This is a genomic window from Pseudovibrio sp. Ad5, from assembly GCF_001623095.1.
GTDB lineage: Bacteria > Pseudomonadota > Alphaproteobacteria > Rhizobiales > Stappiaceae > Pseudovibrio.
On sequence record NZ_LMCH01000001.1, the window covers coordinates 94,377 to 107,500 of the forward strand.

Annotated in this window: 11 protein-coding genes; 3 read left to right on the plus strand and 8 right to left on the minus strand. The window is 51.7% G+C overall.

Annotated elements, in window-relative coordinates; genetic code table 11:
• Positions 1-14 precede the first annotated feature (14 nt).
• The 4 genes from PsAD5_RS00410 to PsAD5_RS00425 all read right to left on the minus strand — a co-directional run bounded on the left by PsAD5_RS00410 (position 15) and on the right by PsAD5_RS00425 (position 4,140).
• A complete protein-coding gene (locus PsAD5_RS00410) occupies positions 15-833 on the minus strand; it encodes an ABC transporter permease (protein ID WP_063290651.1) in 819 nt (272 codons plus the stop codon).
• Positions 830-1,786, minus strand: a complete 957-nt coding sequence (locus PsAD5_RS00415) for an ABC transporter permease subunit (RefSeq protein ID WP_208986805.1) — start codon at positions 1,784-1,786, stop codon at positions 830-832. The genes PsAD5_RS00410 and PsAD5_RS00415 overlap by 4 nt, the downstream gene beginning before the upstream one ends.
• Positions 1,787-1,794: 8 nt before the next feature.
• Positions 1,795-2,943: an ABC transporter ATP-binding protein gene (locus PsAD5_RS00420; RefSeq protein ID WP_063290652.1), complete on the minus strand. Its 1,149-nt coding sequence runs from the start codon at positions 2,941-2,943 to the stop codon at positions 1,795-1,797.
• Positions 2,944-3,033: 90 nt separating this feature from the next.
• Complete coding sequence (locus PsAD5_RS00425; RefSeq protein ID WP_063290653.1) at positions 3,034-4,140, minus strand: polyamine ABC transporter substrate-binding protein; 1,107 nt, start codon at positions 4,138-4,140, stop codon at positions 3,034-3,036.
• Positions 4,141-4,327: 187 nt separating this feature from the next.
• Between PsAD5_RS00425 and PsAD5_RS00430 the strand changes: the two genes are divergently transcribed.
• The 3 genes from PsAD5_RS00430 (at position 4,328) to PsAD5_RS00440 (ending at position 7,960) form a co-directional block, all read left to right on the plus strand.
• Positions 4,328-5,005, plus strand: a complete 678-nt coding sequence (locus PsAD5_RS00430) for a GntR family transcriptional regulator (protein ID WP_063290654.1) — start codon at positions 4,328-4,330, stop codon at positions 5,003-5,005.
• A gap of 190 nt (positions 5,006-5,195) precedes the next feature.
• Positions 5,196-6,587, plus strand: coding sequence for an aspartate aminotransferase family protein (locus PsAD5_RS00435; RefSeq protein ID WP_063290655.1), 1,392 nt, complete (start codon positions 5,196-5,198; stop codon positions 6,585-6,587).
• 23 nt (positions 6,588-6,610) lie between these two features.
• Positions 6,611-7,960 carry an NAD(P)/FAD-dependent oxidoreductase gene (locus tag PsAD5_RS00440; RefSeq protein ID WP_063290656.1) on the plus strand — a complete coding sequence of 450 codons (1,350 nt, stop codon included), beginning with the start codon at positions 6,611-6,613 and terminating at the stop codon, positions 7,958-7,960.
• Here the strand turns inward: PsAD5_RS00440 and PsAD5_RS00445 are convergent.
• The 4 genes from PsAD5_RS00445 to PsAD5_RS00460 form a co-directional block, all read right to left on the minus strand.
• Positions 7,952-9,358 carry a GH1 family beta-glucosidase gene (locus tag PsAD5_RS00445; protein ID WP_063290657.1) on the minus strand — a complete coding sequence of 469 codons (1,407 nt, stop codon included), beginning with the start codon at positions 9,356-9,358 and terminating at the stop codon, positions 7,952-7,954. The two genes, PsAD5_RS00440 and PsAD5_RS00445, sit on opposite strands and share 9 nt — an antisense overlap.
• Entirely contained in the window at positions 9,339-11,003 is a 1,665-nt protein-coding gene (locus PsAD5_RS00450; RefSeq protein ID WP_063290658.1) for an amino acid ABC transporter permease, read from the minus strand. Before PsAD5_RS00450 ends, PsAD5_RS00445 begins: the two co-directional genes overlap by 20 nt.
• A 135-nt stretch (positions 11,004-11,138) precedes the next feature.
• A complete protein-coding gene (locus tag PsAD5_RS00455; protein ID WP_063290659.1) occupies positions 11,139-11,891 on the minus strand; it encodes a basic amino acid ABC transporter substrate-binding protein in 753 nt (250 codons plus the stop codon).
• Positions 11,892-11,954: 63 nt separating this feature from the next.
• Positions 11,955-12,983, minus strand: a complete 1,029-nt coding sequence (locus tag PsAD5_RS00460; RefSeq protein WP_063290660.1) for a LacI family transcriptional regulator — start codon at positions 12,981-12,983, stop codon at positions 11,955-11,957.
• Positions 12,984-13,124 lie beyond the last annotated feature (141 nt).

Consider the following 13,124-nt stretch of genomic DNA (forward strand, 5'->3'; position numbering starts at 1 on the left):
GTATACTTCCTCGATCAATTTGAGCTTATCGCCAGTCGTTCTTCTTTCATGCGCTTGACCTGTGCTTGTTTTGTGACCAGCGAAGCGGTGACCACGCCAACAGCGACAACAGAAATGAGAATGGATGACAGGGCATTGATTTCAGGTGAAACGCCAATGCGCACCTGCGAATAGATCTTCATAGGCAAGGTGGTTGCACCCGGACCTGATGCAAACGAGGCTATGACCAGATCATCCAGGGAAAGCGTGAAGGCCAGCAGCCATGCCGCCAGAATAGCCGGAAAAATGATGGGCAGTGTTACCTGCATGAAGGCGGAAAAACGGGTGCATCCCAGATCAAGGGCAGCTTCTTCCAGACTGCGCTCGAAGGTCACCAAGCGGGCAGAGACGACGACGGCGGCGTAGCACATGGAGAAGGTTATATGTGCCAGTGTGACTGTCCAGAAGCCCCGGGTGAAATCCAGTGAGACGAATAGCAGGAGCAATGACAGGCCCGTGATGACCTCTGGCATGACCATTGGTGCGTAGATCATACCTGTGAAGAGCGTTTTGCCGTGGAATGGTCCGGCGCGATTGAGAACAAGTGCGGCCATGGTGCCGAGCACAGTCGCGACAGATGCTGAGATGAAACCAACACGGAGTGTGACCCATGCGGCATTGATGAAACTCTCATTGAAGAAGACTGATTGATACCACTTGGTGGAGAAACCAGCCCAAACGGTGACCAATCTGGATTCGTTGAAAGAGTAGATCATCAGCAGGATAATCGGCAGGTAGAGGAATGCAAAGCCGAGTGTGAGCGTTGTTGTGTTGAACCAGTTGAAGCGGGTCATTGGCTGGCCTCCGCTTGTTTTTCCTGCTGTTTCTGGAACAGGATGATGGGTAGGATCAACATTAGCAGCAGCAGAATTGCGACGGCGGATGCGACTGGCCAGTCTCTGTTGGAGAAGAACTCCACCCAGAGCGTTTTGCCGATCATGATAGTGCTGGACCCGCCCAGAATGTCTGGAATGACAAACTCACCGACAGCAGGGATAAAGACGAGGAAACAGCCTGCCCAAACTCCTGATAATGACAGCGGTAGAGTAATGACCCAAAAGGCTTTGAGAGGCGAACACCCCAAATCTGTTGCAGCTTCCAGCAATGAGATATCTAGCTTTTCCAGAACTGCGTAGAGTGGCAAGACCATGAAAGGCAGGTAGGAATAAACGATGCCAATGTAGATGGCAGTGTCGGTGTTCAGGATCATCAAGGGTTCGTCAATGATGCCGGTCCAGAGCAGGAAGTAGTTGAGGAAGCCTTCTTTTTTGAGAATGCCGATCCATGCATAAACGCGGATGAGAAAGCTGGTCCAGAAGGGCAGGATCACCAGCATCAGGAGGGTTGCACGCCACTCTTTCGGGGCTTTGGCCATGGCATAGGCGATAGGATAGCCGATTGCCAAAGTGAGTAGCGTTGAGATGGATGCGATCCTGAGACTGCTTAGATATGAGTTCAGGTAGAGTGTATCTTCCGTTAGCCAGACATAGTTTTCCAGGTCAAACGCCTGAAGCATGGCGAGCAGACCTTGCCAGCCCTCTGAGATGTCGAAGTTTGGAAAGTATGGCGGGCGCGCCAGTATGACGTCTGACAAGGAGATCTTCAGTACAATGACGAAGGGTGCGAGGAAGAAGATCAGCAACCAGATATACGGGATCGCTATGAGCAGTCTGCGTCCCCAGCCTGAACTCGGACTGGATGTCTCCTGTATTTCTTCTGAGGGGGAGGTGATATCTGCAACTGCCATCGCTCACCTCACGTTTCCAGAAAGACGCCAGCGCCTTTCTCCCAATAGACATAGACGGTGTCCTCCCATGTGATTGGGCGGTCGGCGAGATGTTCTCTGTTCGAGACCTGTGCTTTCAAAATGGAGCCATTTGAGGCTTTGACGTGATAGGTTGAGATGTTGCCAGTGTAGCCGATGTCCCAGACTTCGCCCTTAATGCAGTTGTCAGCGTTTGCTGGCTTGTCTTTAGAGATGCGGAGTTTTTCAGGGCGAACTGCGAGCCAGGCGGTCGTTCCTGCTTGAGGACGGAGCTTGGTTGAGATTGCCAAAGGTGTTTCACCTTCAGCCCACGCCAAGCTTGCAGTTTCGCCAGTGGTGACATCTATCTGGCCTTCAATGATGTTTACGTCGCCAAGGAAATCAGCAGAATAGCGGGAGTTTGGATACTCGTAGATTTCAGCGGGTGTCGCGACCTGAACGATTTTGCCGTGGTCCATCACGGCGATGCGGCTCGCGACTGTCATAGCCTCTTCCTGATCATGAGTGACGATGACGAAGGTGAGGCCAAGCTGCTCCTGAATGTTCATTAGCTCAAACTGGGTTTGCTCGCGCAGCTTTCTATCTAACGCACCAAGCGGTTCGTCGAGCAGCAGGAGCTTGGGCTTCTTGGCGAGGGAACGAGCAAGAGCAACGCGCTGTTTTTGGCCGCCGGAGAGTTGGTGTGGTTTGCGCTTGGCAAAAGGTTCCAGCTGGACCAGCGACAGCATTTCTTCAACACGTCGCTTGATCTCAACCTTTGCGGTCTTTTCCTGTTTGAGGCCGAAACCGATGTTCTGTTCTACTGTCATATGCGGGAAGAGGGCGTAGGACTGGAACATCATGTTGACGGGCCGCTTGTGTGGCGGTGCTTTCTGCAGGTTGTTCTGACCGAGCATGATGTTGCCAGCAGTGGGATATTCAAAGCCTGCCAGCATGCGCATCATAGTTGTTTTACCGCAGCCGGACGGGCCGAGAAGGGCGAAGAACTCGCGCTCATAGATGTTGAGCGTTAAGTCCTCAATGGCAGTGAAGTCGCCAAATTTCTTGGTGACGTTTTCAAAGCGCACCAAAGGTTCCTGAGTTGGATCCTCCCAAGGTGCGAATTTGCAGACTGGCTGAGTGTTTACCAGAGTTTCCATCGTGGCCCGCTCCACCCTCTGTTGTTGTCCTGCTTCCAAAGAAACATGGAAGGCGTGCGGACAACTTGAGTTGCCCGCTGCTGCCGATGATTACTGGCCCGACTTCACTGCGGTCCAGGCACGGGTCACAATCCGCTGAATTTTAGGTGCGTAAGGCGTTGTGACGTAAAGTTTTTCCATGGTTGCTTCATCTGGATATACGGCAGAATCTTCCAGAACCTCCTGATCCAGATGCTCGTGTGAGGCTTTGTTGCCGTTGGCGTAGACCACGTAGTTGGAAGCTTTTGCGATGACATCCGGGCGCATGATGTAATCGAGGAACATATGTGCTTCTTTGGAGTTGGCTGCATCTGTCGGGATTGCCATTTGATCAAACCACATCAACGCACCTTCCTTTGGAATGATGTAGTTGATGGTGACGCCGTTGTCGGCTTCTGCTGCTCTGTCGCGGGCCTGAAAGACGTCTCCAGACCAGCCGATAGCTAAGCAGATATCGCCGTTTGCGAGGGCGTTGATGTATTCGGAGCTGTGAAACTTCTGGACGTATGGACGGATGGTTTTGAGGAGTGCAGCAGCTTTTTCAATATCTGCCTTGTTGTGACTGTCTGGGTTTAGCCCGAGGTGGTTGAGCGCTGCGGGGATGAGCTCTGTTGGCGCGTCCAGCATATGAATGCCGCAATCCTGAAACTTAGCGAGTATTTCTGGGTTGAAGATGATTTCCCAACTGTCGACCGGTTTGCCGTCCAAACGTTTAGCAGCAGCCTCTACATTGTAGCCGATGCCAGTGGTGCCCCACATGTAGTTGATGGAATACGCATTGCCCGGATCATAGATGGAGGTTCTTTCGGAGACGAGCGACCACATGTTCTTCAGGTTTGGGAGGGCGTCTTTATCCAGCTTTTGGAAGACGCCAGCTTGAATTTGCCGGGAGAGGAAGCTGCCTGTTGGAACAACAACATCGTACCCTGTGGTGCCTGCGAGCAGCTTGGTTTCCAAAACCTCGTTTGAATCGAAAACGTCGTAATTGACCTTGATACCGGTTTCAGCTTCGAAATCTTTCAGAACGCTTTCGTCGATGTAATCAGACCAATTGTAAACGTTGATGGTGCCTTTTGCGTGCGCTACGCTGGCTGCACATGCAACCATTATTGCGGTCGCCATTGTGCCCGTCAGTCTGGACTTGAAGTTTGAACTCATTTCATCTTCCCCCCTCAAATTTTTGCACAGCATCGGTGCTGGCGTGTCTGGATCCGGCCGTCTCCGTTGTTCTTAATTGTGTGCCTGTTTTGAAAGATGACCACAGAATTCTCAGCTAGGCAATAGTTTGTGATCAAATTATCTTTGCAGCTGGTTCGGGTGCTTCTATAGTTCCTTCATGAGTAAGATGACTTTACAAAGCGCTGTTATTCCTGATGTGGGGATCCCTGTTCATGAACAGGTTTACCGGCAATTGAGAGAGCGGATCCTGTTTGGTGGTTTTCTGCCGGGTAAGGCTGTGACCCTGCGTGGGCTGGCTGAGGAACTGGGTGTGAGTGCGATGCCTGTTCGTGAGGCCGTGCGACGTCTCATTGCAGAAAACGCGTTGGAATTACACGGCAATAGGCGTGTTTCTATCCCAGATGTTTGCGAAGATATAATCGATGAAATCTGGTCAGCTCGGCGGTTGTTAGAAGTTGAGCTGGCATCCAAAGCTCTGGTGAATTTGAAAGAAGAAGATATTCAGGTTCTCCAAGGCATTGATGATCAGATTGATGTCGCTCTGGAAACTGGCGATGTGGAAGGGTACATGCGCGGAAATTACGAGTTTCATTTTTACCTTTACTCAAAAAGCCGATCTGAAATTCTTATCAAGCTTGTCAAAAATCTATGGGTTCAGTTTGGTCCATTTATGCGCCTGGTCTATGGGCGGTCTGGTACCGCGAATCTGGAAGATCAGCATAAACAGGCATTGGAAGCACTGAAAATGCATGATCAGACTGCTTTAAAGGTTGCCTTGGAAGAGGATATTGCACAGGGTATGGGGTTTATCAGAGAGTCTCTCAGCCTTGCTGAGAAGGTTTGATGATCTGCTGTTTTCTCTGGCTGAGTTCACAGAGCCGCAGGCTTTGATGGGTTAGACTGGAGGCATAGGCAGGTAGCTTCTTTATTGAAGTAAAGATTGACTCTCCTACATTTGTGATCACAAAATAATGGGGAGTTTACTTCTATTGCCCGGTTTGCAGGGCGTGCCTCTTTTCGGAAGGACTGACCCCATGGACTATATCGCTAATCTTCCGCCCACTCATGTTCTGCAAGAAAAGGATGCTGCCCACCATCTGCATCCGTTTACAGATACCAAGTCCCTCAACGCCAAGGGGACGCGTGTGATTACGCGGGCTGATGGTGTTTATCTTTGGGATTCTGAGGGCAACAAGATCCTGGATGGAATGGCAGGGCTTTGGTGCGTGAATGTGGGGTATGGCCGCAAAGAAATTATCGAGGCGGTTCACCGGCAGATGCAACAACTGCCTTATTACAATACGTTTTTCCAGAGTTCTCATCCGCCTGCGATTGCCCTTGCCGAAAGGATCTCTAATCTAGCACCAGATCATCTGGACCATGTATTTTTTGCAGGTTCGGGTTCTGAAGCCAATGACACCGTCGTTCGAATGGTACGCCATTACTGGGCCAGTGAAGGCAAACCGACCAAGAAGACGATCATCTCCCGTCATAATGCTTATCACGGCTCTACCATGGCCGGTGCGAGCTTGGGCGGTATGAGTGCGATGCACGCGCAAGGTGGGCTGCCTATTTCTGACATCACTCACATCAACCAGCCTTACTGGTATGGTGAAGGTGGGGAGATGGACCCTGCCGAGTTTGGCCTGATGCGTGCCCGTGAGCTTGAGGCTGAGATTGATCGTCTTGGCGAAGACAATGTGGCGGCCTTTATCGGGGAACCGATTCAAGGGGCAGGTGGTGTTGTTATTCCGCCGGAGACCTATTGGCCAGAGATTCAGCGTATCTGCCGTGAACGCAACATCCTGCTGATTGCTGATGAGGTGATTTGCGGGTTTGGGCGTACCGGGAACTGGTTTGGCTCACAGACTTTCAACTTCAAGCCAGATCTGATGCCGATTGCTAAGGGGCTTTCCTCTGGTTATCTGCCGATTGGTGCGGTTGTGGTGAGTGAGAAGGTTGCCAAGGGCTTTATTGAGCATGGCGGCGAGTTCTATCACGGCTTTACTTATTCTGCGCATCCTGCAGCTTGCGCAGCAGCACTTGCGAACCTTGATATCATTGAAAATGAGCGACTGCCTGAAAAGGTTGCGAATGATACAGGGCCGTATCTGGCTGAAAAGTGGAAAGCTCTCGGCGAGCATCCGCTGGTTGGCGAGGCGCGTATTTGTGGCCTGGTTGGTGCTTTGGAACTTTCGCCGGATAAGGCGCGTCGTGCTCGGTTTGAAGCTGAAAAAGGCACTGTTGGGACGATCTGCCGAGATCATTGCTTTGAGAGTGGCTTGGTGATGCGCCATGTTGGCGACAGTATGATCATCTCGCCGCCACTTGTGATTTCGCGCAGTGAGGTGGATGAGTTGATTGAGAAAGCGCATCGTGCGTTGGATCTGACGGCTGCTGATGTTACTGCCCAAGGCATCAAATAGGTTTTGAGGAGGCTCAGGCTCGATTGAGTTTGCATCGCATATTTCAAGAGGATGCATATGGAGAGCAACCGGTTGCCGAGAATTTCTGGCATCGTTCGCTCTCTCCTCAGGCGCTTGGTGCGCCGCTTTCCGATGAACAGTCCTGTGAAGTTGCTGTTGTTGGAGGTGGATATACAGGGCTGTCTGCAGCGTTGAAACTTGCGCAGCAGGGTGTCGATGTTGCGGTGCTGGATGCTCAACATATTGGATGGGGGGCTTCTGGTCGCAATGGTGGTTTCTGCTGTCTGGGTGGGACGATTGCAGATGATGCTGACTTGATTGATCGCTATGGGGAAGCGGATGCACGGCGGTATTTTTATGCAGAGCGTGCAGCCATTGATCTGGTTGCAGAGCTGTTGGAACAGAACTCGATTGATGCCGATGTTGTTTCCAAAGGAGAAACGGTTCTTGCGCACAAAGCTCGGCGCGTTGATCAGCTGAAAGATACAGCTGCGGACATACAAAAGCGCTATGGGATCAGCTGTACCTTTCACGGCAAAGATGAACTTGCAGAGCTTGGGATGACGGCCTCAGGGCTTTCTTCTGGGCTGACGATTCCAATCGGGTTTGCGCTGCATCCTTACAAATATGCGCGAGGTCTTGCTGAGGCTGTGAAGGTGAAAGGAGGCCGGTTTTATGAACAGACCTCTGTGCTCGGCATTACTCCTGCTGCAGATGGGCAGTATGTCCTGAAAGCAAGAACTGGCCAGTTGCGTGCGCAAAAAGTACTTTTGGCGACCAATGGCTATTCCTCTGAAAATATGCCGGAGTGGTTGGCTGGAAGATATCTTCCGGTACAATCTAACATTTTGATGTCGCGTGTTCTTTCTGAAGAGGAGTTGAAGCGTCAGGGGTGGTTCTCTAATCAGATGGCCTATGACACCCGGACTTTGCTGCATTACTTCCGTCTGCTCCCGGACAGGCGAATGCTCTTTGGTATGCGGGGAAGCGTAAGTGCTACGCCACATGCGCGAAAGCGTATGCGCATAGCTACACGGCGTGACTTTGAGCGGATGTTTCCTGAATGGGCGAAAGTTGAAACGCCAGATTTCTGGTCTGGTCTTGCCTGTTTGACTCATAAACTTGTGCCATTTGCAGGTGCGGTTCCCAATACGCAGGGGCTTTACGCTGCTTTTGGTTATCATGGGAACGGCATTGCTATGGCCACTTATTCCGGGCAGCTGGTGGCAGCTGAGATGCTTGGTGCGGCAACAAAAATGTCTTACCCAAGTTTTATGAAGCAGGCGCCGACAGAGTTTCCTTTCAGGACTATGCGCCGCCACCTGCTTGCTCTCAGCTACACTTGGTTTGAGTTGAAGGACAGATTACTCTGAGGTTTCCTGCATCTCACTCTGCAGTTGGCTAGCGACCATGGAGTAAAGCCTGCCGCTTTGCTTGATGGTGCGTTTCTGGGTTTCAAAATCAACGTGGATCAGGCCAAAGCGCGGGAGATACCCTTCTGCCCATTCGAAGTTGTCCATGAGTGTCCAGCAGAAATACCCTTTTAACGGTATTCCATCTTCAATCGATCTGGCTGCCTGCTTCAGATGAGACAGAACGTAGGTGCTGCGGTCCCAATCCTGAATGCTTCCGTTTGTTTCCAGAGTATCGGAGAAGGCGGCTCCGTTTTCGGTTATGAAGAGCTGTTTGGGTGCATAATTGGTGTTTACATACTGTAGAATGTCATAGAGGCACTCAGGATGAACTTCCCAGCCCATCTGGGTATATTGGCCTTCTGGTAGGTGGCGCTTGAAGTTGACTGGTGCGAACTCGGTGCCATCCTTGATGATAGATCTGCGGTAGATGTTGATGCCAAGGTAATCCAGAGGCTGGGCAATCTCCTGAAGGTCTATCGCCTCAATATGAGGAAGAACAGTCTTGTATGTCTCAAGCATGTCAGGTGGATATCGACCGTTAAAGATGGCATCCAGATACCAGCGGTTCTGACAGCCATCAAAGCGTCGAGCTGCATCAATATCTGTAATGGCGTCGCTGGCTGGGGTGACTGGATTCAAATCCAGAACAATGCCGATTTGAGCGTCAGGTACGTTCTTGCGGATGATTGGAACAGCTCTGCCATGAGCCAGGAGGGCGTGGTGACTTGCTGCCAGTGCTGCTTTTGCGCCGCCGCCGAGGCCGGGTGCGTCCTCCTTCAATCCATAGCCCCACCATGTGAAGGTGAAGAGCTCGTTGAAGCTGGTCCAGTGCTTGATTTTAGTACCAAGTCGCTTCGTGGTGATATCGATGTAATTGATATAGTCGTCCACCAGCCCTCTACGTAGCCAGCCGTTGCCTTCTTCTTGCAGGGCAAGTGGTAAGTCCCAATGGTACAGGGTTGCGTAGGGTGTGATGCCTGCTTTCAGCAGCAAGTCGGTCAGGCGCTCATAGAAGGCCAGGCCCTCTTCATTGATCGGGCCACGGCCATTGGGAAGGATGCGCGACCAGCAGATGGAGAAGCGGTAGGCCGTGAGACCGAGCTCTTTCATCAAGGCGACGTCTTCTTCCAGCCGGTGGTAATGATCACAGGCTATGTCACCGTTGGTATCGTCTGCAATATTGCCGGGAATGTGAGTGAAGTGATCCCACACGGTTGGGCCGCGACCGCCTTCGTTGACTGCACCTTCAATTTGGTAAGACGCGGTGGCGGCTCCCAGAACCATGTCTCTTGGGAACTTGATTGAGTTTGCCAGCTGTTGGAGATGCTGCAGTTTACTAGTGTGATTTGCGCTCATAACGTCTCTCAATTGATTTGATTATGCTGGCAGCGCCCAGAGTGAGGACGACATAAAGAATTGCAGCGGAGTTGAATGGGGCAAAGGGCAGGAAGCTGCTCGCCTGAAACTCTCTCATACGCTGTGTAACGTCGCGAACAGAGAGGATCGACAGCAGAGAGGTGTCCTTCAACATGGCGATGAACTCATTGCCAAGTGGCGGGATCACAATGGACAAGGCTTGTGGGAGTACGACAAAGCGAGCGACTTTCCAACGGCTTAGGCCCAAACTCCGTGCAGCTTCAATCTGACCTTTTGGGACGGCTAAAATACCGGCCCGGAAAATCTCGGCCATGTAGGCGGAATAGCCGATGGAGATGGCGACGATGCCGCGGGTCATGTTGGACAGATTGATCATGCCGTCTGATGCACTTTTGAGGGCTCCGCTGAGAGGGAGACCTACATAGAGGATAATCACCAACATTGGGATGCCGCGGACGGTGTCTATGAAGAACTCTGCCGCAATGGCGAGTGGGTGTTCGTTGCGATAAAAGGAGCAGCTCACCAGCAGCATGGTGAAGAAGCCAAGCACGCCAAACGTGATGGCGGGATACTTGCTCTCATCCGGCAAGAAGGATGTCTGCCAGAGGAGATTTGCATTTGTTGGAACGGCTTCAGTTGGAATGAAAGCTGCCGATACACGTTCGTTCATTTCAACGGTGACCAGCGCATGGCTTGGGTCCTTCACACTGCGGATGTCGATACTGGTGTGATCTGCGCCATCATATTCGCCAAAGCGGATTTGGTCGGTGATTGACTGCGGGGTGCCTTTGATGATGGCGACGCGGCCTTCCAAGGTTCCGATCAGGCTGTAGGACTGCTGCGGTTGCAGGGCGAAGACAGCGCAGAGACCGAAGAAGATGAGAGCGGCAACCGCGTAGAAGAGGTTGGTATGCTTCTTCTTTTCCAGGCTTTGCAGACCTGCCCAGATGAGGCCTAAGACAATTGAGGCAAAGTAAGCAAAGAATGCTGCGCGGAGGGTGACCATCAAACCGGCTGCGAACCCTGCGTGGGCGACAAAGAGAATGTAAAAAGCACCGAGTAAGTTGGTCAGGAGCAGCAGGGGCAGCGTGTATCTGCTTATGGAAACAAACGCTTGCTTTGATTTACTGAAGTAATGAAACAGTAGGATGCCAAGTGAAGCAATCAGGTAAATGAAAGTAGCTTTAGAAAAAATGCCAAGCACTAAGTTTTGAGCTTCTGGTGTGAGTTGGCGTGGTCTGACTGCTTTTTGGATGAGGTCAGATGTGTAGGGATCAACACTGTTGGCGATGACAGAGTTAACAAAGACTGACAGGTCTATGGTGTTGGTTGCGATTAGCGCCAGAAGGGCAAAATAGATAATGAATGCAGAGTTTTGGCCAAGTTTGTTGGCTTTGCTTGGCTCGGTGCCTTTCAGCAGGGAGTAGGCAAGCCAAAAACCTGCGGTGAAGATGACCAGCAGGCACAGGAAGCCTGCAAACAATGTACTTGCGTTTTCTCCGATGCCGACGATTGCGAAGATTGAGCGCTTGTAGTTGTTGGTTGAGACAAACAGGTAGATTATGAAGGGCATGGTAGCAATGAGGATGACATTGCTGGGCCGCAGTGTTTTTAAGACATTCACGGGATTCCTCCACTCACATCAATGACTTGATGCGTTCCGTGGATCGCTTCGAAATATTGGGAGAGCGGGCTGCTCACTTTGAACAGTCCCGCCCGGAGGTTTAGGCATGGTGCCTAAAATGGTGCCTAAAAGAGATTAGTTCTCAACACCCCAGTATTTGGCAGTGAGGGCATCCCATGTGCCGTCTGCTTTGATTTGCTCGAGGCCTTCGTTGAAGGCGTCGACCATTGGTGAGCCTTTTTGGAAGACGATGCCGAGCGGGTCAGATTCCAGTCCTTTGATCGCGGCTGTCAGTTCGCCAGCAAACTCCTGCTCGTAGGCATGAGCGGAAGTGCCGTCGATGATCACGCCGTCTACGTCAGCGTTCTGAAGGGCGAGGATGGCGGCTGCGAATGTGTCGTAAAGGCGTGTGTTCTCACGTGTAACGAGTTTTTCGGCCAGTTGAGCGTTGGTGGTTCCGGTTTGGGCTGCCAGTGTTTTACCACCGCTCTGGAACCCTTCAAGAGATGTGCCTTCGTCTTCTACACGCAGCAGGATAGCCTGGCTGACGACAAGGTAAGGTTCTGAAAAGTCCATGGTTTTCTTGCGTTCGTCGGTGATGGACACGCCTGAGACAACGACGTCAAACTCACCTTGAACCAGAGCAGCGAAGATACCGTCCCAGGCGGTTGTTACGAACTCGGCCTTGCAGTTAATTTTCGCGCAGATGGCATCCATGATATCTACATCAAAGCCAACGATTTCACCGGTTCTCTCATCAACGGTTTCCATTGGCGGGTAGGTGGTATCAGAGCCAACTTTGAGAACTTTCCCTTCCAGATCAGCGGCTTGTGCGCTCGCGATCACCATGGTGCCAAGAACAGATGCGGCAATAATTTCACGTAACATATTATGCTCTCCTCATAATTTTGCTTGGCTCAGCCAGAGCGCTGGGCCGTGTGCGTCTGAAGCCTAAGGTTTCAGGCGGTCGTCCTGCCGTTCGATCAGTTGTGGCATGACCATTCTTTGGAGGTCTTGTGCCGGCTCTCCCTCTATGCGGCGAATGATGAACTCGCCGAGAGCCTTGCTGGTTTCTTCAATGGGCAGGAAATATGTCGTGATTGGTGGGGTGAAGTATGCACTGACATTGATGTCGTCGGTGGCGTTCACAATCGCATCCTTGCCGAACTTTATGCCCAGTTCGTAAAAGGCGGAGAGCACGCCGAGTGCGCTGGCTTCGTTGGCGCAAATATAGGCTGTTGGTTTTTTGTCGTGATTATACAGGGCCTTAACGGTCGCTTTGCCGAACTCCGGTGTAAGCGGGCCTGTTGCGATGAATTCAGTTTGGACGTCTATCCCCGCGTCTTGCAGGGCGCGGATGTAGCCGCGTTGGCGTTGTTTGGAGTACATCAGCTCGTCTGGCGGGTTGATGGAGACGATGTTGGTGTGGCCGAGCTGGATGAGGCGGGTGGTGGCTTTTTGAGACATTTCCTGCGAGTTCGCATCCACATAGGAGTAGGGAGTGAAGTGCTCACTCATGCCGTATGTGACGAAGGGAAAGTCCTTTTCCAGCATATAGCTGATGCGGGCGTCATCGGGGCGGGTGCCTGAAATGATGATGCCGTCGGCCAGGCGCTGTTCTACGATAATTCGGATTTCCTGAAAACTGCTGGCAAAATCATCGACCGGATAGATCGCCGCGCGGTACATGGTGCCGCGCAGAGCGCCCATTATGCCATTGAGAATATTGGTGTATTCGACACCTTCCCACTCATGGCTACCAGTGGTAGGAGTGGTCATGACGACGGCGACAGAGTAGGTGCGACCGGTGCGCAGGCGGAGACCGTCGAGGTTGCGGACGTAGCCGATTTCCTCGGCGATCTGGCGAACGCGCTGTTTGGTCTTGTCCTTGACTGAAGAGCAATCCTTCAATGCTCTTGAGACGGTACCAACCGACAGTTCTGCTTTTTGAGCGATGGTTTTGATTGTTGCGCGTGCCACTCTATGAAATCCGACAGATTGGGCTCTTCCAGACTCGGAAAAGCAATAATTAAAACGTTTGTATTTTAGGAATCAAAATTTTTATCTGTCAAGAATGACTGAAAATATAGACTTTTAAGAGGCGCGCGCGATCATATAGAT

Coding starts and splice junctions, on each gene's coding strand:
- PsAD5_RS00410 (WP_063290651.1), bottom strand. CDS start 833: ATGACCCGCTTCAACTGGTTCAACACAACAACGCTCACACTCGGCTTT.
- PsAD5_RS00415 (WP_208986805.1), bottom strand. CDS start 1,786: ATGGCAGTTGCAGATATCACCTCCCCCTCAGAAGAAATACAGGAGACA.
- PsAD5_RS00420 (WP_063290652.1), bottom strand. CDS start 2,943: ATGGAAACTCTGGTAAACACTCAGCCAGTCTGCAAATTCGCACCTTGG.
- PsAD5_RS00425 (WP_063290653.1), bottom strand. CDS start 4,140: ATGAGTTCAAACTTCAAGTCCAGACTGACGGGCACAATGGCGACCGCA.
- PsAD5_RS00430 (WP_063290654.1), top strand. CDS start 4,328: ATGACTTTACAAAGCGCTGTTATTCCTGATGTGGGGATCCCTGTTCAT.
- PsAD5_RS00435 (WP_063290655.1), top strand. CDS start 5,196: ATGGACTATATCGCTAATCTTCCGCCCACTCATGTTCTGCAAGAAAAG.
- PsAD5_RS00445 (WP_063290657.1), bottom strand. CDS start 9,358: ATGAGCGCAAATCACACTAGTAAACTGCAGCATCTCCAACAGCTGGCA.
- PsAD5_RS00455 (WP_063290659.1), bottom strand. CDS start 11,891: ATGTTACGTGAAATTATTGCCGCATCTGTTCTTGGCACCATGGTGATC.